Source organism: Psychrobacillus syltrankelensis, assembly GCF_055454035.1.
This window is the reverse complement of sequence record NZ_CM144227.1, coordinates 3,594,888-3,617,416: the sequence shown is the minus strand read 5'-3', so window position 1 is coordinate 3,617,416 and position 22,529 is coordinate 3,594,888. Positions and strand designations below refer to the sequence as shown.

Annotated in this window: 22 protein-coding genes; 7 read left to right on the top strand and 15 right to left on the bottom strand. The window is 35.6% G+C overall.

Annotated features, from left to right (window positions below; all coding sequences use genetic code 11):
• The first annotated feature begins 164 nt into the window (after positions 1 to 164).
• Genes ACTSKG_RS17825 through ACTSKG_RS17815 form a run of 3 tightly spaced genes read left to right on the top strand, consistent with a single transcriptional unit; the run spans position 165 to position 1,857 of the window.
• Positions 165 to 305 (top strand): hypothetical protein, encoded by a 141-nt coding sequence (locus tag ACTSKG_RS17825; protein WP_464755867.1) that lies wholly within the window; start codon positions 165 to 167, stop codon positions 303 to 305.
• Between the two features lie 29 nt (positions 306 to 334).
• Positions 335 to 1,336 (top strand): S66 family peptidase, encoded by a 1,002-nt coding sequence (locus ACTSKG_RS17820; RefSeq protein WP_464755866.1) that lies wholly within the window; start codon positions 335 to 337, stop codon positions 1,334 to 1,336.
• Positions 1,324 to 1,857, top strand: coding sequence for an HAD-IIIA family hydrolase (locus tag ACTSKG_RS17815; protein WP_464755865.1), 534 nt, complete (start codon positions 1,324 to 1,326; stop codon positions 1,855 to 1,857). The genes ACTSKG_RS17820 and ACTSKG_RS17815 overlap by 13 nt, the downstream gene beginning before the upstream one ends.
• Positions 1,858 to 2,101: 244 nt before the next feature.
• Here the strand turns inward: ACTSKG_RS17815 and ACTSKG_RS17810 are convergent, their stop codons facing one another.
• Genes ACTSKG_RS17810 through ACTSKG_RS17795 form a run of 4 tightly spaced genes read right to left on the bottom strand, consistent with a single transcriptional unit; the run spans position 2,102 to position 4,857 of the window.
• Positions 2,102 to 2,854 carry a hypothetical protein gene (locus ACTSKG_RS17810; protein WP_464755864.1) on the bottom strand — a complete coding sequence of 251 codons (753 nt, stop codon included), beginning with the start codon at positions 2,852 to 2,854 and terminating at the stop codon, positions 2,102 to 2,104.
• A 1-nt stretch (position 2,855) separates the two neighbouring features.
• Positions 2,856 to 3,611, bottom strand: coding sequence for an ABC transporter permease (locus ACTSKG_RS17805; protein WP_464755863.1), 756 nt, complete (start codon positions 3,609 to 3,611; stop codon positions 2,856 to 2,858).
• The gene (locus ACTSKG_RS17800; RefSeq protein ID WP_464755862.1) at positions 3,608 to 4,333 is read right to left on the bottom strand and encodes an ABC transporter ATP-binding protein; all 726 of its coding nucleotides are present in this window, start codon (positions 4,331 to 4,333) and stop codon (positions 3,608 to 3,610) included. Before ACTSKG_RS17800 ends, ACTSKG_RS17805 begins: the two co-directional genes overlap by 4 nt.
• Positions 4,330 to 4,857, bottom strand: coding sequence for a GNAT family N-acetyltransferase (locus ACTSKG_RS17795; RefSeq protein WP_464755861.1), 528 nt, complete (start codon positions 4,855 to 4,857; stop codon positions 4,330 to 4,332). Before ACTSKG_RS17795 ends, ACTSKG_RS17800 begins: the two co-directional genes overlap by 4 nt.
• Before the next feature lie 128 nt (positions 4,858 to 4,985).
• Between ACTSKG_RS17795 and ACTSKG_RS17790 the strand changes: the two genes are divergently transcribed.
• Positions 4,986 to 6,350, top strand: coding sequence for an amino acid permease (locus ACTSKG_RS17790; protein WP_464755860.1), 1,365 nt, complete (start codon positions 4,986 to 4,988; stop codon positions 6,348 to 6,350).
• 324 nt (positions 6,351 to 6,674) lie between these two features.
• Here ACTSKG_RS17790 and ACTSKG_RS17785 read toward each other — a convergent pair whose 3' ends face one another.
• From ACTSKG_RS17785 to ACTSKG_RS17755, 7 genes are all read right to left on the bottom strand, one after another.
• Positions 6,675 to 8,651 carry a S9 family peptidase gene (locus ACTSKG_RS17785; protein WP_464755859.1) on the bottom strand — a complete coding sequence of 659 codons (1,977 nt, stop codon included), beginning with the start codon at positions 8,649 to 8,651 and terminating at the stop codon, positions 6,675 to 6,677.
• A 610-nt stretch (positions 8,652 to 9,261) separates the two neighbouring features.
• Positions 9,262 to 10,824 (bottom strand): fatty acid--CoA ligase family protein, encoded by a 1,563-nt coding sequence (locus ACTSKG_RS17780; protein WP_464758062.1) that lies wholly within the window; start codon positions 10,822 to 10,824, stop codon positions 9,262 to 9,264.
• 111 nt (positions 10,825 to 10,935) lie between these two features.
• Positions 10,936 to 12,873 (bottom strand): FtsX-like permease family protein, encoded by a 1,938-nt coding sequence (locus ACTSKG_RS17775; protein WP_464755858.1) that lies wholly within the window; start codon positions 12,871 to 12,873, stop codon positions 10,936 to 10,938.
• Entirely contained in the window at positions 12,845 to 13,618 is a 774-nt protein-coding gene (locus tag ACTSKG_RS17770) for an ABC transporter ATP-binding protein (protein ID WP_464755857.1), read from the bottom strand. Before ACTSKG_RS17770 ends, ACTSKG_RS17775 begins: the two co-directional genes overlap by 29 nt.
• Positions 13,578 to 14,624: a sensor histidine kinase gene (locus tag ACTSKG_RS17765; RefSeq protein WP_464755856.1), complete on the bottom strand. Its 1,047-nt coding sequence runs from the start codon at positions 14,622 to 14,624 to the stop codon at positions 13,578 to 13,580. The genes ACTSKG_RS17770 and ACTSKG_RS17765 overlap by 41 nt, the downstream gene beginning before the upstream one ends.
• 1 nt (position 14,625) lies before the next feature.
• Positions 14,626 to 15,327: a response regulator transcription factor gene (locus ACTSKG_RS17760; RefSeq protein ID WP_464755855.1), complete on the bottom strand. Its 702-nt coding sequence runs from the start codon at positions 15,325 to 15,327 to the stop codon at positions 14,626 to 14,628.
• Positions 15,328 to 15,464: 137 nt separating this feature from the next.
• Complete coding sequence (locus tag ACTSKG_RS17755; RefSeq protein ID WP_464755854.1) at positions 15,465 to 16,457, bottom strand: lipoate--protein ligase; 993 nt, start codon at positions 16,455 to 16,457, stop codon at positions 15,465 to 15,467.
• A 123-nt stretch (positions 16,458 to 16,580) separates the two neighbouring features.
• On the opposite strand from ACTSKG_RS17755, the gene yhfH reads away from it, so the two are divergent.
• Positions 16,581 to 16,706 carry a protein YhfH gene (yhfH, locus tag ACTSKG_RS17750; RefSeq protein WP_464755853.1) on the top strand — a complete coding sequence of 42 codons (126 nt, stop codon included), beginning with the start codon at positions 16,581 to 16,583 and terminating at the stop codon, positions 16,704 to 16,706.
• A 326-nt stretch (positions 16,707 to 17,032) separates the two neighbouring features.
• Here yhfH and ACTSKG_RS17745 read toward each other — a convergent pair whose 3' ends face one another.
• Together ACTSKG_RS17745 and ACTSKG_RS17740 are read right to left on the bottom strand one after the other, a co-directional pair.
• Complete coding sequence (locus ACTSKG_RS17745) at positions 17,033 to 17,380, bottom strand: NIPSNAP family protein (RefSeq protein ID WP_464755852.1); 348 nt, start codon at positions 17,378 to 17,380, stop codon at positions 17,033 to 17,035.
• Between the two features lie 49 nt (positions 17,381 to 17,429).
• Positions 17,430 to 18,200 (bottom strand): DeoR/GlpR family DNA-binding transcription regulator, encoded by a 771-nt coding sequence (locus tag ACTSKG_RS17740; protein ID WP_464755851.1) that lies wholly within the window; start codon positions 18,198 to 18,200, stop codon positions 17,430 to 17,432.
• Positions 18,201 to 18,465: 265 nt separating this feature from the next.
• On the opposite strand from ACTSKG_RS17740, the gene ACTSKG_RS17735 reads away from it, so the two are divergent.
• Both ACTSKG_RS17735 and ACTSKG_RS17730 read left to right on the top strand, forming a co-directional pair.
• Complete coding sequence (locus ACTSKG_RS17735; RefSeq protein WP_464755850.1) at positions 18,466 to 19,524, top strand: LLM class flavin-dependent oxidoreductase; 1,059 nt, start codon at positions 18,466 to 18,468, stop codon at positions 19,522 to 19,524.
• A 1-nt stretch (position 19,525) separates the two neighbouring features.
• Positions 19,526 to 20,479: an ATP-grasp domain-containing protein gene (locus tag ACTSKG_RS17730; protein ID WP_464755849.1), complete on the top strand. Its 954-nt coding sequence runs from the start codon at positions 19,526 to 19,528 to the stop codon at positions 20,477 to 20,479.
• Positions 20,480 to 21,111: 632 nt separating this feature from the next.
• Here ACTSKG_RS17730 and ACTSKG_RS17725 read toward each other — a convergent pair.
• Together ACTSKG_RS17725 and ACTSKG_RS17720 are read right to left on the bottom strand one after the other, a co-directional pair.
• Complete coding sequence (locus ACTSKG_RS17725; RefSeq protein ID WP_464755847.1) at positions 21,112 to 21,576, bottom strand: VOC family protein; 465 nt, start codon at positions 21,574 to 21,576, stop codon at positions 21,112 to 21,114.
• Positions 21,577 to 21,766: 190 nt separating this feature from the next.
• Positions 21,767 to 22,222, bottom strand: a complete 456-nt coding sequence (locus ACTSKG_RS17720; protein ID WP_464755846.1) for a GNAT family N-acetyltransferase — start codon at positions 22,220 to 22,222, stop codon at positions 21,767 to 21,769.
• Positions 22,223 to 22,529 lie beyond the last annotated feature (307 nt).

Below are 22,529 nucleotides of genomic sequence, written 5' to 3'. Positions count from 1 at the left end.
TTTTATACACCAACTATATCCTTTATTCGCTTTAATTTGTTCACTTGCATTTACCTTTATTTTTTATATTCAATATCTTTGTTTTTAGCATTTATTATTCATATACTTTGGAACTTATATATTCTTGGCTCTAACTAAGTTTTAAAAAACAAGGGGGAAAGAAAATGGGAAATCTTGAAAAGGAATATCCGATTCTAAGAGAAGATCGCCGTCGTAAGGAAAGTAAAAACAAGAACATTAAATCTCTTATTGTCTTAGGTGTTGGAATTGGTGGCATCCTTCTTAGATTTTATTTCTATAATTAATATAAAAAATACTTAGGAGAATCTAAACTATGACACTATTAAACCGACTAAAACCAGGTGATAAGATTGGGATTTATTCGCCTTCGTCTCCTATCACTTATTCATCACCAATGCGATTTAAAAGAGCAAAGTCTTTTTTGGAATCGAAAGGTTTTGAAATTATCGAAGGGAATTTAACTGGGAAACATGATCACTATCGCTCCGGATCTATTCAGGAGAGAGCAAATGAATTAAACGAACTTATTAGAGATCCCAACATTCGTTGTATTATGTCAACGATAGGTGGTACAAATTCAAATGCACTTTTGCCGTATATTGATTATGATGCTTTTAAGAAGGATCCAAAAATCATGATTGGATATTCTGATGCAACAACTATTCTGCTTGGAATCTATGCACAAACAGGTATACCGACGTTTTATGGTCCAGCTCTGGTCCCTTCTTTTGGGGAATTTGAACCTTTTCTTCATTATACATACGACTATTTCCGTGACATGTTAATAGAAGAAAAACAGGTTCCTTTTTCTGTTCCAGTACCACCTTATTGGACGGATGAGCCATTAAATTGGGAAGTTAAAACAGAGGACAAGCAATTGAGAACCAATGATTGGATTTGTGTAAACGAAGGTACTGCACAAGGAAGATTAATCGGTGGCAATTTAAATGCGATGTACGGTATATGGGGAAGTCCATATATGCCTGATATTCAAGAGGGGGATATTCTTTTAATAGAAGATACGATGAAAACAGCCTCTGTTATTGAAAAGAATTTTAACCTACTAAAATTAAACGGTGTATTCGATCGAGTTTCTGGAATTATATTAGGAAAGCATGAACTCTTTGATGATCAAGGTACTGAAAGAAAACCACATGATATTTTGATTGAAACGATTGGAAGAACCTCTATTCCCATTCTTTCAGACTTTGATTGTTGCCATACGCATCCAATGCTAACGTTGCCAATCGGCCGAAATGTGAAGCTAGATGCAACGAATAAAGAAGTCACAGTTATGGAGCAATGGATAAAATGATTCAAGCTGTTTTCATAGACCGGGATGGGACAATTGGTGGTACTGGTCATTTTATTCATCCAATGAACTTTAAACCTTATGACTTTAGTGAAGATGCATTTCAATTACTTCGAGATCACGGAATACAAATCTTTGGATTCACGAACCAACATCGAATTAATCGTAAAGAAGCTTCTATTCAGGATTTTCAAGAAGAGTTCCTTTCATACGGATTTGATGACGCATTTATCTGTCCCCATAGTGAACATGATAAGTGCAAATGTCGAAAACCTAATCCAGGAATGTTATTGGAAGCTGCTAAGAAATATAATTTAGACCTGAAGAAATGCGTTGTTATTGGTGACGTTGGCGACACTGATATGTTGGCAGCTCATGCCGTTGGAGCAATGAGAATATTAGTGTTAACCGGTTGGGGAAAAAGTTCCTTAGAACAATATCGTGATGCTTGGAAAGATGTAGAACCTGATTATATTGCAGAAAATTTATTGAAAGCCGTTCAGTGGCTGTTGAAAATTGATTGATATCCTGTTCTTATAACTTAAGTAGGTACTAATTTTAACAAAACGACCATTCATGAAAAATGAGCGTTTTTTCTGGATAAAATACCCTTTTCCAACTAACCATGCAGTTTTTCCAACTAAATGCTCTAAAATTCCAACTTAGACAGATATATTTCCAACTAAACCTCTCTAATTTCCAACTAAAAAATTTCTCGTAAAAAAACAGGGAGGAAACCAGTCTTCCCTGTTTTTTGCAGTGCATAACTCATTCTTCAACATACTTCCTCAAAATTGGCTCCAAGTAGTCTTCTTTTAATGATAAGTCATTTTTAATGAATGCTTCTATGCTATCTCTATTTAACAAGACAAAAAGAAATTCCTCAAATTCAGGTTGTTCTCCTTTTTCTATTAAGCTATGATTATGTTTTTCAAATAATATTTTCAGTTCTTCGGCGGTATAGTCAACTTTAAGTTCGAACATCACTGCCCAAGAATCAAATGTCCCTTTACTTTTCACAAACTTAGGAATGAAAGATTTAGTATTGGCTGATTCAATATGCAAGCCCATCTCTTCTTCTAATTCTTTTCCAATACTATTTACTAAATTAAATACAGAGCCATGTAAATCAGATTCATCTAATCCTCCACCAGTAAATTGTAATCGTCCAGGTGTCGCTGTATTTTGATTCATCCGGCCGAAGGCTATATGATTATCGTTTGTGATAACGGCTACACATGTGAATATGACTTTACAAGGAAATGCACTATTTTCATGTCGAATTGTATATAAATAGTGTTTATAGTCTGTTTTCATTACTGTTATATGAAGTTCTTCAGGAGTTTTATTGATTTGCGTTATCGTAAATACTTCTCCGTTACGTAAATATGGGTTTTGTATAATTTGAGTATCCCAAAATTTTTGGTGCTGCTCCCGAATATTTAATGGCAATCGTAAAGGTGTTGGATCATATGTAACTGTTACTTTAGCAGGCGTTTCTTCAATTAATATAGGCTTCATTTTATTGCCTCCAGTTCTTCAATTGCAAATCCTTAGTAAATAGATTTTTATAGCACAGCACGCTAAGCATCATACTCGTTATAGCTGATGAGCTAGTAAATACGAAGATAATTAATAGCTGATATCGAACAGCTTCCACTGGATCTGCTCCAGCAATAATCATTCCGGTCATCATTCCTGGAAGCTGCACAAGCCCAACAGTTTTCATGGCATCTATTGTTGGAATCATACTGAATTTGACGGACCGTTTCAATACATCTTGCACCGCTTGTCGACTCGTTGCACCAAGTGAAAGTAATGTTTCAATTTCTCCTTTGGAGCTTTCCGTTTCTCGTTTTAATTGAGTTAAAAATAATCCACAAGCAACCATAGCGTTACCAATCGTCATTCCGCTCAGCGGGATGATGTATTGTGGAGTTGCTTCGATAATTTGCAAACCAAGTAAAAGCCCCATCATTAATATTTCCATAGTTGCGATTGAGAGGATGATTCTCCAAACGACTCCTGTCATACCTTTTGCCCTTTTGGATGCATTTAAAGCAGCAACGACAATCATAATACAAATAATTATTACAATGAAAAGTAAGTTCTTCGATTTAAATATAAATTGCAATACATAACCAACCGCTAAGAGCTGAATAGCTGCTCGAACAGTTCCAATTGCAATGTCCTTTTCCAAATCAAGCTTTTGCCAAACAGAAACAAGCATCGTAATTACAACAAATAATAAGGTGAAACTTAATGCTAATAAACTCATAAGATCACCGAACTAACCGATTCTTGATTTCCAAAAAAATCTTCCGTCTTTGAATCTATTGCCAACTTTCCATCTTTCATATACCAAATACGCTCACTTATTTTTTTGGCTTGTTCTGAATCATGCGTAACCCAAATAAAAGATGTTCCTTCTTCCTTATGGAGCTTAACTAACAGTTCTTCAACATATTCCTTACTATGCTGATCGAGTGATGCGGTAATTTCATCCAAAAGCAAAACAGAAGGCCTTAATAATAAAGAACGAACTAATGCGACTCTTTGTTTCTCTCCACCGGACATATCGGTTGCTTGTTTTCCCCAATCAATATTTGCAAGTCCAACATTATGCATTAGCTCTTGTGCAAACTTTTCATCAAATCCACGATTATGTAACTTACTCACCGTCTTTAAATTTTCCAAAATTGTTCCTGGTAACATGACTGATTGCTGTGCAACATAAGCTATATTCTTACGCCAAGCACGAGAATCTGCGTTTTTCGAAGCAAGACCTTGGAAGAAAATTTCACCATTATCTATCGCTTCAAGTAATGCTAGTGCACGAAGTAAAGTACTCTTCCCTTGCCCAGATTTACCTAATAAAGCAATGCGTTCTTCTTGATGAAGAGTTGTTGTAATATGAGAAAATAAATAATGGTGGTTCTGGTCCTCATTTATCTCCCAATGTTTTTTCGTTACATTCTTTAATTCTAATAATGCCTTCATATTTGCGATTCCCATTCTTCTCTTAGTATCCCCATTTGTATGGAGTCATAATAAACCCCATTGTAGAATCGACATTTGCGAAGTCTTGCTTCCATTTTCATCCCTAACTTCTTACCAACTTTGATCATTCGCTCGTTCCCTGACCAAGTCGTATAGCCAACTCTTACAAGGGGTAATTCATTAAATATATGAGTAATCCACATTCTCATGGCTGCAGTTCCAATTCCACCACTCCAAAATGCTGGTTCATATATGACAATTCCCACTTCAAGCCAAAGAGATGCTTCATGCTCCCAGTAGTAACAAAGCGAACCTACTAGTTCTTCGTCTACATAAATCCCCCAAAAATCTTCTTGATTTATATACTGATCTTTTTTCTCTAAAAACTGTTCTAAGGTCTTTGGTTCATAAGGAAAATAAGGGGCATCCCATTTTTTCCATTCTGGTGCTGATTCTTTTGCACTAAGCTCCCATAATCGCAGAATTTCCGCTTCTACTACCGGTTTTATAGTTATTTGTTTCAATTTAAAGCCCCCCTGACCTCTTTGCATATACATAATTTTAACACAATATCGATAATATAGACTGTTCCCACATTTCCTCAACTGTGGTAGATTGTTATATAACAAAATAATAAGGAGTGACACACAAATTGAACGGAAATCAGCAATTACAACGTGGTTTAGAACAACGGCATATCACCTTAATGTCTTTAGGCGCAGCGATTGGGGTCGGCTTATTTTTAGGTTCCGCTACAGCTATTAGGCTGGCAGGACCTGCAATTCTTATTTCATACATAGTTGGTGGGTTTGCAATTTTACTTATCATGCGTGCACTTGGAGAGATGGCCGTGCACAATCCGGTAGCAGGATCTTTTAGTAGATACGCAAAAGATTATTTAGGGCCTCTTGCTGGATATATTACGGGATGGAATTACTGGTTCTTATGGGTAGTTACTTGCATGGCTGAGATTACCGCAGTAGGTGTATATATGAAAATGTGGTATCCAAGTACACCTAGCTGGATTTGGGCTTTAGCTGCACTTGTCATTATGACATTGGTTAATTTAATCGCTGTAAAAGCATATGGAGAGTTTGAGTTTTGGTTCGCATTTATTAAAATTTTTGCTATTTTAGCAATGATTTTTGTTGGATTAGGTGTCATTATTTTTGGACTTGGAAATGGCGGAGTAGCTGTTGGTATTAGCAACTTATGGTCGCATGGTGGTTTTGCACCTAATGGAATAAAGGGAATCTTGATGTCCTTACAGATGGTAATGTTTGCTTACTTAGGGGTTGAAATGATTGGTGTAACAGCTGGAGAAGCTAAAAATCCGAAAACTGTCATTCCTCGTGCAATCGACACTGTATTTTGGCGCATATTATTGTTTTATGTTGGCGCTTTATTCGTTATCATGTCTATTTATCCATGGGACGAGATTGGCAATAATGGAAGTCCATTCGTTTTAATGTTTGAGAAAATTGGAATTGGGCCGGCTGCTGGTATTATTAATTTTGTTGTATTAACAGCAGCATTATCGAGCTGTAATAGTGGTATTTTTAGTACAGGGCGTATGTTGTTCAATTTAGCTGAACAAAAGCAAGCATCTGCTTCTTTCAAAAAAATTAGTAGAACTGGAGTACCCTCCAAAGCAATTATGTTCTCCGCCGCATTATTGTTAGTAGGAGTGATCTTAAACTATCTGGTTCCAGAAAAAGTGTTTATATGGGTGACGAGTATTTCAACTTTCGGAGCTGTTTGGACTTGGGGAATTATTTTATTGTCCCAATTAAAATTTCGTAGAACACTTTCTAAAGGGGAAGTTTCAAGGTTAACGTATAAAGCGTTATTCTACCCAATTGGTTCATATGTAGCACTAGCCTTCTTAGTTTTAGTGCTAGGTCTCATGGCGTACTTCCCAGATACTCGAATCGCATTAATCGTAGGACCTATCTGGATTATCGGATTAGTGTTTGTCTATTTTAAAAAAGGATTCGATAAGAAGCGATTCTCTTAGTAGATTGATCGATTATCTTGTGGGATTGATCGATTATTGGAAAGGATTGATCGATTCTTGGCCAGGATTGATCGATTATGTTGAGAGATTGATCGATTCACTCAAAAAGCCCTTCATTTCCACAAGAAATGAAGAGCTTTTCTCTATTCTCAAAGATATTTCACAAACCTACATTGATTTGCTCTAAATAGGGTCAATCATATGCAATAGATTACTATTTTACAGGTGATCATCCGATTATTGACGTTTATCATCTGACTATTTGCTGTGGCCATCCGATTCCACAAAAAGCCCTTCATCGAAATGAAGGGCTTTACTCTATTCTCAAAGGTATTTCTCAAACCATCCGGTGATTTGCTCTAAACGTGTCAATCGTAGGTTAGGTAAACCAGTGCGCGATAAATTGTGATCCGCTTGAGGGAAACGGACGAAGCTTGTTTCTTTCCCCATTGCTTTTAATGTAATGTATAACTGTTGCGCTTGTTCGATTGGGCAACGGTAATCATTTTCGCTATGCAGAATTAGTAAAGGTGTTTCCACACTGGAAGCATATTTCAATGGTGATGCATCCCAAAGCTTGTTAATATCCGTCATGTCTGCTCCAACTTGCCAAGGAGTAAAGTAGTACCCGATATCAGATACTCCGTAAAAACTTATCCAGTTCGAAATGGAACGTTGTGTTACCGCAGCTTTAAAACGATTTGTATGACCGACAATCCAGTTCGTCATAAATCCGCCGTAACTTCCACCAGTTACACCTAGTCGTGTGTCATCAATCCAGTCATTTTCTTTTAATACTTGATCGAGGCCAGCCATTATATCCGCATAATCTCCTCCACCGTAATCACCTCGAACACCGTCAACAAATGCCTGGCTATAGCCATGACTTCCACGAGGATTCACATATAACACGCCATAACCTTTTGCGGCTAATAACTGAAGTTCATGGAAAAATGTATTTCCGTACATTGCATGGGGTCCTCCATGTATTTCCACAATGAGAGGATACTTTTTCCCATCCTCAAATCCTGCAGGCTTCATTAACCAGCCGTGCACATCCCAATCATTAGCACCTTTATATGAGATTGCTTCCGGTTTGACAAGTTCGACATCATTTACGTATTCTTCATTAAATTTAGTCAGAACAATTCTTTCACCAGTCGACAAATTCTGCTTAAATAATTCCCCGGGAAATATAGAGTTGCTTACTGTCAAAAGTGCGTAAGTTCCAGATTGATTCACATCAAATCCATACACATGTTCATCTTCTCCCGTAGCTGGATACAATTCCCCTTCTAATGAAGCGAAATAGAGGCGAACATCTCCCATTGTTGATACTTGGAAATATAGATGATTATCTTCAGTCCACATGACATCCGGTGCATTTGCCCCCTGTTGGAAGTCAGCTACAGAAAAATCACCAATTGGTGCATCTATACCTTCCGTTAATATTTGACGATTGCCAGTATTTGTTTCATATACATATACCTCTGCATGAGTTGCATTTTGGAAAGTTCGTGGCATTCCAACAAATGCAATATATTGATCATCCTTCGAAAACGAAGCCCCACCAAAATAACCATCTTCATTTATAATTTCTGTTTCCTCTTTTGTTTCCGCATTTACAAGGTATACTGGTTGTCGGAATGAAAAATCTTGATTTTCTTCACGATTTACACCGATTACTAGTTTCTTTCCATCATGTGAAATAGCTTGTAAATTATAGTTAAAATTACCTTCTGTAAATTGAGTTATTTCTTCGGACTCAATATTAATCCACCCAATATGCTTATACATATCTTTCGGTAATAGACCTGCCCCATCTGCATGGTATTTCATTTTGTCTACAACGTGTGCTTCTGGCAATTTTTTTTCATCTTTTTCTGGTTCGTCTGTCCAATTTCTTCCCTCTTTTAAGGAAGCAACAAACCAAATTTTCGTTCCACAAGGTGACCATAGAAAACTAGAAACCCCATTTTCTAAATCGGTCGCTTTTTTTGCTTCTCCTCCACTTGTAGGGAGAATATAAACTTGGTTCTTTTCTTCTCGATTAGATAAGAAAGCGACATATTTTCCATCGTTCGACCACTGTGGAGAAGAAACTCGTTCTTTCTTATATGTCCATTGAGTAATATTTTCCGTATCCAAATTTAAGTGATACAAATATGCATAATATTTATTATCCTTTTCATCCATTTGTGTTCGAATAAAAACTGCTTCTTTACCATTAGGTGCAAATACAGGGCTTGTTATAGAATGCAGTTTAAATAAATCTTTTGCTTCTAATTTTCTTTTTATCATTCAAACATCCTCACTTTCAATATCTATCCTTTATTTATTTCGACACTCGAAATCATATTCCTGCTTATTACATAGGAAAAACTGGCCCGATCTTTTTAAGATGAGTAACAGTAGAAAAACCGCCTTATTTCCGCTGCAGTCGCCGCTTTCCGCTTCAATAAACTAGTGTGTATAGGACAATTAATTATTGCTTCGTAAGATAGACGTCATTTATATCCTATAAACATTAGTAGAGAATTATATTCTAACTGGATACACAAAACTAGAATATTAAAATGCCAAAGTATCTCTTACTTAGATACTACTTACTTAATGGATTGGAGTGAAAGGTGGCGACTCCAGACGGAGGCCAACAGGATGTTGGTCACGAAGGCGTTGCCACACGATGTGGCGCTCTTAGCCTTCGTTCCTCGGAGAAAGATGAAACATCACATCGTACCCGATAGGGGCGGTGATGGTTCATCGCTCACCCCGCGGAACGCGTCCACCTGAAACGGAAATCTGCAGTCTATTCTTTCAAGTACTAGAACACTGTTTTCCAGGATGTTAATCCAAATATTTTATCTATAAAAAATCTACTCCTTTTTTAGAGGAGTAGATTATTATTCTATTAAATAGTTTGTTTTTTTAATGAACGACGTAATATTTTACCTGTCGTATTTTTTGGTAGTTCTTCTAAAAACTCTATGCGGTTAGGAACTTTATATTTAGTTAATTTTTTAGCACAATAATCATGAAGTTGCTCTTCTGTTAATGATTGGTCTTTTTTCACTACGAAAGCCAAAACTTCTTCTCCAAAGGTAGGATCTGGAACTCCAATTACAGCCGCTTCGATTATACCGGGATGTTCAAATAATACTTCCTCCACTTCACGTGGATATACATTATATCCTCCAACAATAATCATATCTTTCTTACGGTCCACAATGTAGAAATACCCTTCCTCATCCTGTCTTGCTAGGTCTCCTGTATATAACCAACCATTGCGTATAGTATTTTCTGTCTCCTCAGGCATTTTATAATACCCTTTCATTACATTAGGTCCTCGCACAATTAACTCTCCAACTTCTCCTACTGGAACTTCCTCGCCGAACTCATTTACTACTTTATTTTCTACATTAACAATATTAGTTCCAATAGATCCTGGTTTACGTTCTCTATCAATTGGATTGAAGCAGGTTACTGGAGATGCCTCGGATAATCCATACCCCTCTGAAACACGAATTTTAAATTTTTCTTCAAAATTATGAAGTAATGCTACAGGTAAAGAAGATCCACCAGAAATTGCCAAACGTATTGATGATAAATCTTTTTCTTTTCCTTCTGGGAATTGATATAAGAAATTATACATCGTCGGAACACCAGCAAATACTGTTGCTTTCTGTTCTTTTGCTATGTTGAATATGTCTTGTGGGCTAAATCTAGGAACTAATAGAATGGTTGCACCCATAAAGAGTGGAGCATTTACAACTACAGTGAGCGCAAAAACATGAAATACTGGTAAAGTTGCAATAATGCGATCGTCTGGATTAAAACTTAAATACTCCGCCACGTCTCGAGCATTTGAATAAATATTTTTATATGTAAGCATCGCACCTTTTGGTTGACCAGTTGTCCCAGAAGTATACAAAATTACTGCGTTGTCGTCTTCGAGTACTTCTACCGGTAGTGCACTAGGTGAACTATTACTAATTAATGATGTAAACGATTTCACTTTAACCTTTAGAGAATCTGGTAATGCTGCTAATTTCTCTGCTGTATCGGGCTGTGTTTCGCAGATGATATAATTTTCGACAGTTGTAAATATATCTACTGCCTTTTCAACAAGTGGCAGTAATGCGTCTAATGCTATAATCGCTTTTGCATCACTATTTTTTACTATATAGGTGATCTCATCAGGAGTGTAAATCGGATTGATTGGTACTGCAGTTGCACCTATATGCATCGTTGCATACAAAGAAATAAGAAAATGTGGAGAGTTACTTAAAAGAAACCCAACATTATCTCCCTTTTCAATTCCAAGTAACTGAAGTGCATTTGCAAACTGTTTAACCGCTTGTTGAAATTCTGCATAAGTAGTATCTTTCCCCATAAAATGATAAGCAACTTTCTCTGGATGTTGAATAGCAATTTGTTGAACACGTGAAACTAAACTCATATTCTCGTCCCCCATCTCATTTGAATGAATATTCATTCATTATCCCTAAATTCATTATATAAAAAAGGTTTTGACTATTCAATAATTAGAAAAAATTTTTTTATTTAATAAAGCACCATGAAAAAATCATGATGCTTGAATATGTGCTATATATCTCCAACGGATTAAATAAAAATAAGAAACTTGAATAACTGTGAAAGCTAATAACACGAATAGCATTTCTTTTGCAATGGATACTGCTGCTAAGTCTACCCACAAAGCTTGTAGATAAATAAATGAAAAAGTACTATGTACCATGGCAAGTCCCCATGGTAAAAAGAATTGAGGAATGAGTTGCCGATTAACTATCTTCACTAGCTCTTGGTCGGTTACTCCCATTCGTCTAAGAACATCGTATTGCTTTTTATCTCGTTCCAAATCCGTATACAATTTAAAATAAACGAAGCTACCAGCAGCAAGTAAAAGAACTGCCGCTACGAGTAAACCTGTGAATAACAATAAAGAAAATGTGGAACGAATGATGGAATAATTTAAACCAGGATTAACAAAGTAAAAAGGATTTGGATTAATATTTGTCGTTCCCATCGTCGCAGCTATAATTTTATCAATTTCCGTTCCTACATCTTTTGTTCTAAGCCACTCTGGTACATGAAATGCATAAAAAGTTGATGTAGATTCTTTAAAACCATGACCAAAAAGAGGTTCGGTTATAAGTTGGTAATCTTCATCACTGATAATGATAGTTCTATGCTTAATAACTATCGATGGAAAAATATTCTTCTTATATTCCCCTATTAAATGTATCGGAACACTGCTTTCTTCTAGGACAGTTTGTTCCTCTTGCTGTGTAAGAATTCCAAAATCCTCTTCCGTATTTGATACTAATAATGCATCGCCTTGTTTCAAATCTACAAGTGGAAATTTCAGTGCAAGTGCCAAACTATTTACTTCCGATTCTTTTATAAGGTTTACTTTTTCATTTGTATTGGATGAGGTTTGTTTTTTGACATTGAATTTCACTAGCTCATAGGATAAATTTTCTCTTTGCAACTCTTGTGAGATTTCCGTAATATGTTTTTCTTCAAAAGGATTATTCCATTCACTCGAGTAAAAAATACTTACTGGATTTAATTCACGATATTGTGAAGTAAATGAAGTAAAAGAGGTTACTACTCCTACAGACAAAAAAGCAATAGTGGATACGATTGTTACTACAAAAAACATACTTGCATTTTCTCGTATTTTAATCGATCCCTCTGCAAACGCAATTAATCGAAACGGATGCCAATACAAGTTTTTCCTTTTACGAATTAGAATAATTAGATATAGCATACTATCTGTAAAAAAGAAGTAAGTTCCAATTGTTGCTAATACTGCGATAATAATTGTTAGCCATAAAGACATTTTTATAAGTGATATTATAACTAGACTGTAGGAAGCTAGAACTAAGGCTAATCCTAAAACCGCTTTCCACTTTATATATTCCGCTTGTTCATCAGGCTTCGAATAGCCTTTTAGTAATTGAATGATTTCTTTTTTTCGAATAAACACTACGCTACTAATAGAAATAGTGATGAACAAAGATAAGAAAACAATAATTGTTAAAGCAAATGGTTTCCACGACAAATATAGTGGGAGACTGTCTAATAAAAATAACTCTCTAATGACCATAAAGAAAAACTTAGAAAATGAGAATCCCCAAAAAATACCGACCGTTATAGAGATAGCACCTAAAATCATCGTTTCTAAGAAAATCAGCCGATTTAACTGATTTTTTTCCATCCCTAAATTGAGTAATAACCCAAACTCTTTTGACCGAGCTTGTAAAAAGGCACTCATCGAATAAAACAAAAAGAATAATGTAAAAATGATTAGTACAATTTCTGCAATAAGCATTCCACCAAATGCAATATCTCTTAAAAATTTGTCCTCAATGTTAGGATGAAACATTAACATTGAATACATAAAAAACACCATTACAGAAAAAATACTCGCCATAAAAAATGCAGCATATACGCGACTGTTCCGAATTACATTATGATAAGCGAATTGTCGAAAGGTCATTTACGTTACCACCTAATAAAGACAAGACATTTAAAATTCGTTGAAAAAATGTTTGTCTTCGATCATCTTTGTAAATTTCATTAAAATATTCCCCATCTTTTATAAATAGCACCCGGTCACAGTAACTAGCTGCAACTGGATCATGCGTGACCATAATGATCGTCGTCTGATTCTTTTTATTCACCTGGGATAATATTTCTAAAACGTCCTTCGCCGATTTAGAATCTAAGTTTCCGGTAGGTTCATCCGCAAGGATTATAGTTGGCTCATGTATTAATGCCCGACCTATGGCTGTTCTTTGTGCTTGTCCACCTGAAATTTCAGTTGGTCTCTTTTCTAAAATAGAAGATAAATCCAGATGAGATGCAATTTCCTTTACCCTTTGTTTCATTATATCCACAGGTTGCCCATCGAGTGTTAAAGGTAGAACCATGTTTTCCTCTACAGTTAAGGCCGGAAGTAAATTAAAATCTTGAAACACAAAACCAAGTTGCCTTCTTCTAAAAAGTGATAAATCATTCGCTGAAAGTTTTAAAGGATTGGTTCCATTTATCGTAATATCTCCAGAAGTGGGTGAATCAATGGTTGAAATAATATTTAACAACGTGGTTTTTCCACTACCTGAAGGACCCATTACTGCGAGGAATTCTCCTTTTTCAACTTCAAAGCTTATTTGATTAATTGCAAGATGTGCTACCTTTCCCTCATATACTTTCGTCACTTCTTCGAGTGTTAATATCGACATCATGCTCGCTCCGTTCTTCTTGTTCTAGCTGTTTAAACACGATCGAGACGGTCGTTCCTTCACCAACTCTAGTATTAATCGTCATCTCATGTCCAAGACGATCACAAATTTCTTGTGCTAAGTATAAACCCATTCCTGTAGATTCTCCTGTTTTTCGACCATTCTCTCCAGTGAAGAATGCTTTTGTTACCCTTTTTATATCCGAAGTAGGGATACCAATACCTTCATCTCTAACGGAAAAGATGACCTGTTCATCCTTTATTTTCGTCTCAAAATAAACCTTTTTGTTTTCCTCAAACGTATACTTCACTGCATTTGTTAAAAACTGTGCGATGACAAAGCGAAGCCATTTCGTATCCGATGTAATAATACAATTCCCTTCAATCGAAATAACTGGAAATACATGATGAGCTATAAATAAACGTTTATTTTCCGTCACAACTTGACTAACTAATTGCTTTAAATCCACTTGCTCGATTTGCATATCCTCTTCGAACGTATCTAATCTTGCATTCATTAATACAGCGTCTAGTCCTCTTTTTAATCGATCCGCTTCTTCCGATACACTCATAGAATCGATTTGATCCTCATTTTGTGCCATCAGCTCGAGTACAGAAATTGGTGTTTTCATCTGATGTACCCAACTATTCATAAACTGTAGATGCCTATTTTGCCTTGCATATAATAATTGCACTTCTTTCTGATAAAGCCGATAAATATGATGCAAGTACTTTTCTACCTGTTTAATCTCAGGGGATTGCGCTTCTCGTTGCAGAACCACTTCTATTTTTGTTGGTACGGAAAGTATCTTTTTATAAAAAGAATATTTCTTTACAAATAATGTTCCTAAAAAAGTAATTGTTAATATACTACTAATAACAATTGAATATATTGCTGTATCTAAGTTTCTAAACCCATCTAGCCAATATAAGAGCATTATAAATAACACTAATAAAAATTGAAAAACTAGAAAGATTAAATGTTCTCGTATAAACAATCGGAACATATTAAGATTCCTCCGAACTGAGTATCAATCGATAGCCCGCTCCTCTAACCGTTTCTATTGTCGATGTGACATCATAATCTGCTAGTTTTTTACGAACTCTCGTCATATTCACGTTTAGAGTATTTTCATCTACGAATGACTGATCATCCCATAATTCTTCTAATAACTGCTCTCTTGTAACAAGCTTAGGATAATTTCGCATAAGCAACTCTAGAATTGTACATTCTTTCTTTTGCAGTGGTATTTCCTCTGAAGATATATGAAGTTCCATTCTCTCTAAAAATAATTGAAGCTTTCCTACCTTTACAATACGTTCCTCTTGCTTTGCAGCATATTCTCCATAAGTTCGTCTTAAATGGCTTCGTATTTTTGCAAGGACGATTTCATAGTGAAAAGGTTTCGTAATAAAGTCATCTCCACCGTTTTCTAAAGCAAAAACTTGGTCCATTTCTCCTGATCGTGCGGAAACAAATATAATTGGACACGTTGTAAATTGACGGAGCTGGCGACACCAATAATATCCATCATAAGATGGTAAGTTTACATCTAATAATATTAAATGAGGGTCAAAAGCTTCAAATTCCTCCAAAATGGAATCGAAGTTTTGTATAGTATGCACTTCATAATGATATTTACGTAATGTTTCTGCAAGTAATGCAGCAATTTTTCGATCATCTTCCACAACTAAGATTCGATGTATCATCACATGGATCCTCCTAACAAACAGTCTCTCTCTATCATATCAAAAAAGAGCCCAACATACGTTAATATGTTAGACTCTTCCATAATTTTCGAAATACACCTACGCTAATTTACTTTCAATAAACAAGCTAACTAAAATTAGTAAATAAGTTGAACTAATTCTTCCTTAGAAATACCACCAAAATACTTTGGAACATCGATACTTTCAAGTGCCATTTCAATAGCCTGTTTACTATACGGTTTTCCTGTCAATAATTCTTCTACTTCTTCCATATCACCAACGCCAAAGAAGTCACCATAAATCTTCACTTCTTCCATAATCCCTTTGTTCACTTCTAATCGCACATCTACACCGCCTGTTGGAAATCGGTGAGAATGCTTCATATTAAACTTAGGAGATTTTCCGTAATTCCATTCCCATTGTTGATAGCGTTCTTCTGAAAGCTTATGGATATTTTCCCAATCTTCCGCTGTTAGTTCCCAATATTGAATATTCTCGGCTCCCCCGAAAATGGATGAAAGAATTTCAGTTCGAAATTGTTCAATTGTCATCGGTTCTTTTAGTAATTCAGCAATGTTTGTCACACGGCTTCTAATTGATTTTATTCCTTTTGATTCAATTTTTTCTTTGCTTACTTTTAAAGCAGAAACAACAGCATCTATTTCTGTATCGAACATTAATGTTCCATGACTAAACATTCTGCCCTTTGTTGAAAACTGGGCATTCCCAGAGATTTTTTTACCTTCTGCTAAAATATCATTTCGTCCTGAAAGCTCTGCATCTACACCCATTTTTTGAAGGGCATCTACCACTGGTTGTGTGAACTTTTTAAAGTTACGGAAGCTATCCCCATCATCTTTTGTTAAAAAACTAAAGTTCAGATTTCCTAAATCATGATATACGGCACCTCCACCAGAAAGTCTCCGTACAGGAATTATCCCGTTCTTTTCCACAAATTCAGTATTAATTTCTTCAATCGTGTTTTGATTTCTACCAATAATGATAGAAGGCTCGTTTATATAAAACAACAGAAAAGAGTCTTTTTCTACATCCATTGTTTTCAATGCATACTCTTCAATTGCAAGGTTAATACGTGGGTCAGTAATTCCTTTGTTATCAATAAAATACATCTTCATCTCTCCTTTAATTTTATTTTAACCGAAAGTCCACTCAATATGTTGACAAAAGTTCTTGTGTTATATTACAATCCGTATAACTTAAACAGTTATATAACAGATGGAGGTGGAACAACTATGTTAGAAAACGTAATTGAGTTTTTTCGAAACCTACCTGAAAAACAATGTGCTACATGCGGTGAGAAAATTGAAGAGCAGCATGAGTGCTATGGAAATCAATGTGATCAATGCAATACCCTTTAATAAATAGAGAAATGCGCAAGACTGTAAACAAACTCTATAAAGATCGAGTTTGTTTACAGTCTCTTTTCTTTTAAAAAATATCAATTTCATTATTTAAATTTAGAGCATAAAACACGAACAATATTAAAGTGAAAGCATGATTTCCGCTATCGGCGGATGCTTTCCGCGTCCGAACTAGCGAGCCTCATTCGCTACGCTTCGTGCGGGTTGATGGCAAAAGATATAAAAAAACGCTGAGTATTATATCAGCGTTTAATTATTTGATTATAAATATTTTCTTTTCCTTTATTGAACTAAAGCCATTTGTTGAAGAGTAGTTCTCATTATTAGTTATCTTTAATTTGAGTTGAGACTAGCGCTTCGTTTCTAACTTCCAAAATATACTTATTAAATACATGTTCTTTACCACCATTTTTTTCGTACCAGTCATTAATTCGTTTAGCGTGAGCACGGTCACTTTTTACATTGTTCTCTATTTCTATGTAATCTTCATAACTGTCATATTCCCAAATAGCAAAAATTTCAAAGGTATTATCTTTGTTATCCTTCATCCATCTCCCAACCAAACGCGCTCCATACTTTAGTTGATTCGGTAAATTAGTTTGGTTGAAAAGTTCATTTAATTTCTCTACAAAATTACTATTTACAGTATAAAATTTCCTCCTATAAAACATATACAAACCTCCTATTTGTTCTTTCAGATTACAGTGAGTAATTGAGATTTTATAAGTGATTTTCAGCTACAATCACTTTAACTCCACTTGCACTAATTATATCGATGCTATCATTACTGGTCTCTTCATCTGTAATAATCTTATCTATTTTATGAAGCGGATACATTCTGCTAAAGAGATCTACTCCAAACTTTGAGTGTTCAATAAGACCTATTACTTCTTTAGAGTTGTCATAAACGGTTTTATGGAAAATCGACACTTCAGGGGTCGCTGTGCTCAAGCCCTTTTGTGATAAACCACCCCCTGTTGCAAAACATAAATCAATCGTGAACTGGCAAGCAAATTCATTAGCCAATGCATCCGTCATATTTCCAGAACTCTTTACTTTCCCACCAATCAAATATAGTTGAATATTATCCACCTCACGTAAACTATAGGCAACTTCCACAGAATTCGTAATAACGCTGAAGGATATATCCATAGGTAAATACTTGAGCATCACAAAATGGATTGCCGCTCCACCGATAAATACAGTTTGCCCTTCTTTAATAAAAGTTGCTGCACTTTTTGCAATTGCGTTTTGATATACCGATCCTTCACCAAACCTCTTAGAAGGAGGTTTGGGCATCGTTCGAACATCCGGAATGGAAATTGCCCCTCCATGTGTTCTTTTTAGTAATCCTTGTTCTTCCATTATCGATAAATCACGACGAATAGAATCTAGGGAAAGAGCGTATTCGTTTGCTAATTCTTTCGCTAAAACACGACCTTCTTTTTTCAACTTCTCTAAAATCTGTCCTCGTCTTTCTTCGGAAAACATTCATTCATCCCCTTTCTAAATAATTCTTCCTATTTCATGTTTATTAGAGTTCCCCCTAACATTTCTGCCATTATATTCTCATTTTTTCATGTTCATTCGTTTTAGTCAACACATTTTATCTTTATTATTCGTTTTTATTCTTCTTTGTGCATGTTTATAGCAACAAACACAAAAAATATATCCTATTGTTTAAAACAAAGTATTATGGTAGGATTACTATCAATTAAATGTTTCTGAATATATAAAAAGTGAGGAGTGTTATTTCTTGAGATATGGTTTTTGGTTACCGATTTTCGGTGGTTGGTTACGAAATGTGGAAAATGAGGAAATGCCCGTTTCATTTGAATATGTAAAAGAGTTGGCTCAAAATGCGGAGCAATGGGGATACGACTTAACGTTAATTGCAGAATTAAATTTAAATGATATTAAAGGAATAGATGCTCCTTCTTTAGATACTTGGTCTACTGCAGCTGCTATTGCAGCAGTGACTAGTAAGCTAGAAATTTTAACAGCGATTCGCCCTGGTTTTCACAACCCCGCGTTGTTAGCAAAAACCTCTACTAATATCGATCATATTAGCGAGGGACGTTTGTCATTAAATGTTGTATCTGCTTGGTGGGAGGAAGAAGCAAGACAATATGGAGGCATCTTCACTGCACATGATGAGCGCTATGCTCGTATGGCAGAGTTTATTTCCGTATTAAAGGGTTTATGGACCGAAACTCCTTATACATTCAAAGGCAACTTCTATGATTACAAGAATACTTATTTAGAGCCTAAACCAGTTGGGAACAAACATATCTCGTTATATGCGGGTGGCGAAAGTGAAACAGGAAAACAAACAATCGCAAACACATGCGATTCCTATGTTATGCACGGTGGGACAGTAGAAGAAATAGCGGAAAAAATTGCAGATATGAAACAACGACGTCACAACTTAAATAAAGAGCCTTTAGAAAATTTCGGGATGGCTGCTTACATTATTTGTAGAGATACAGAAAAAGAAGTGCAGGAGGAACTTGCACGAATTACTAATGTAACAGAAGGATCAGCTGGCTATGCAGGCTATCAAGACTTTGTAAGCAAGTCACATTTAAATGTTGATATACAACTGCAAGATTACTCGGTTTCTAATCGAGGGCTACGTCCAAGTTTAATCGGAACGCCAGAACAAATTGCTAAAAAAATTATTGCATTCGAAGAAGCAGGGGTCAATTTATTAATTTTACAATTTTCTCCACAACATACCGAAATGAAACGCTTCTCCGAGCAAGTGATACCACTAGTTGAACAATTAAAACGAGATAAGCAAGGGGTAATTTAATATGTCAAAAGTATATGTAATACATGAAAATGATGAATGGACAGTGCATTTAACTAATCGATTAGAAGAATTGAACCTTCCCTATGAACTTTGGCATTTAGATGAAGGTATAGTAGATTTAACTTCTGTACCACCTGATGGAGTCTTTTACAGTAGAATGAGTGCATCTTCACATACACGAAACCACCGATATGCACCCGAATTAACTGCTGGCATTCTTACTTGGCTAGAGTTTCACGGTAAAACAGTTTTTAATGGTACGAAGGCATTGCAATTGGAAATTAGCAAAATTAATCAACAACTCGCATTAGAAAAGGCAGGCATACGTACCCCGAAAACAATTGGTGCGGTTGGCCGGGATCAAATAGTAAGAGCGGCAAAAGAAATTGGTGTGTCTTCGTTCATAACAAAGCATAATCGTGCAGGCAAAGGATTAGGGGTGCAATTATTTCATTCAATTGAAGCTCTTGAAAACTACTTAGATAGTAAAACCTATGAGCACCCAGTTGATGGGATTACACTCATCCAAGAATATATACAATCCCCTGCTTCCTTTATTACAAGAGCGGAATTTATTGGTGGAAAGTTCGTATATGCGGTGCGTGTAGATACATCGAATGGATTTGAATTATGTCCTGCAGATGCCTGCCAAATAGATGACTTATTTTGCCCTGTCGGTGAAGAAAAAGAAGAAAAACCAAAGTTTGAAATTATTCAAGCTATTAATATAGAACAAATCACTAGATATGAGTCTTTCCTGGAAGCGAATAAAATTGCTGTCGCCGGTATTGAATTCATATCAGACGCAAATGGTACAGTATATACGTATGATGTGAATACAAATACAAACTACAATGCGGATGCAGAAGCGAAAGCCGGAAAATATGGCATGTTAGAACTAGCTAAGTTTTTAGAAAAAGCTTTGTTGAATGAACAAAATAAAATAATGGTGTAAAAAGAAAAAGCAACCTATAAGTGCATCTTGTCTCGTCCATTTTCCGAGTGCTTTGTACGAAACATTGGCTACACTATTACCGGGGACTTTTGTGGATTGAGAAGTGACTGTGTGTGTCACTTCTCAATCCATTTTTTTGGTATTCCTGTGGCGGTAGTTTGACCCTCACCCTCTTCTTATCCTGGCGTGCGTTCACGGAACTTTGGAAACCGCAGATAAGTTAAGGCTGAGGAACTTCGCATTCTAAGTACCAGATTATACATGTTATTTCATAGAAAATAAAAATGCACTAAAAATGAGCTGGGAAATGTATCTCCAAGTTCATTGTATTTTTTACTAAATCACCCTTTAGTTGAAGAGAGTTATAAAGCAAGCATTTAATTTTTATCCCAATTATGCATATATAAATTTGAAAGTTTCACTTCTATAAAGGAATCTTTTTCAATATCAACATCGTTTTACTCCTTTTAAGAGACTTCATTATAGATTTGAGGGTACCTCAAATTAATCAACACTCTTGAACTAACCTGCTTGCTTTAGTTTAATAAGAAAAAGAGCCACCTATGTAGCTCAATCTCTTCAAGATTAGCCCAGTTAAATGAAGAAGTAAGAAAAATAGATTATGCCTTCTATCATTTTATATTTTTAGCTAATTTCTCCCAATCTTCAAAAGACAACTTTTCAGTAATATGTTTTAAACTATTTGGAACTTCAACATAACACATCAATTCTAAACTGTTACCATCTGGGTCATTGAAATAAACTGAAGCATTGCCTTGATGTGGTCGAATAAATGGCTCAATAGATTCTCTACCACCAAATGGCACTCCCTCAACTTTAATAGAATCTAACCATTTTAAAGACTCTTTTAAATCTTCATATGAAACTTGAAAAGCAATGTGTCGTAAAGAAGGGTGGTATGGAGTTTGAACTTCATTTCCTTCCCACAAACCCAACCAACTTTTACCTTCTTCTATCCAAAAGAAAGCAGTTTCTTCGCCACGCCAAGCCATTTTTAAGCCCAATTTCTTATAAAATTCCAATGAATTATCTAAATTTTTCACTGGCAAATGTGCTTCATATAAACCTTTTATCAAAATAACACCTCTTTTTGAATGATTACATTAATGGTAGCAATTTTTTAAATATTCCACCTCATCCAAAGGTCTAATATTATTTAATTATGTTCCTTATTCGGATCCTTCTTCAACTGACCTGCACCTTTAGGTTCATAAAAAAGGCTCTACTCCTTCTTGAAGTAAAGCACCTCGTTATGTAAGGAAAAAACTATAACACCTTTTCCATTATGATATCAGTCTCTGTATATCCTAATTTTTTGTATAAGCCTCGTGCAACTTTGTTATGACCGAAAACATGGAGTCCAATACTTTTTAATCCTATGTTTTTTCCCACTTCCTCTATTTCTTTCATTGCTTGTTTACCATAGCCACGCCCTTGGTTACCTTCCCAAACTTGGACATCATAAATAAACCCTTTTTCTTTAGAACGAAGTGCCAACCAAATCATCCCCACCTTTTGGTCATCCGCATAAATTGTAAACAATTTGTTATTTGCAGTTTTCTCTCCTTCGGGTAACAACTTATTATATTCGTTTGTCGCCTTTTGAACTGATTCTTGTTTATCCCAATTACCTGCTTTTACATGTTCCTCTGCGTAGTTTTTTACAGCATTACTAAAATATCGCTGAAATTCGGTAGAATCCATGACTTTTAATGTAATCAAATTTTTACCCTCCCTAAAATCTTTTATTAATAGTTATATTCTTCAACTATCCACTCAAATCCTTCTTAACTAGTCGAGTAGAAGGGAACCTCTCTACCTTGCGGTAGATTGTGTTCCTCCCCCTCACAGAACCGTACTTGCGCTATTTACGCACACGGCTCCTCCTAGTCACCATTCACAAAATATAGCTATAGCTCTTCTTGTAAAAGATTTATTGCTAATTCTGCTATCCTTCCTAGTTTTGTTTCCATTTGTTATCCCTACTACTGTGTGTAGTAAATGTGTCTCTAGTAAGGGTGATGACTTG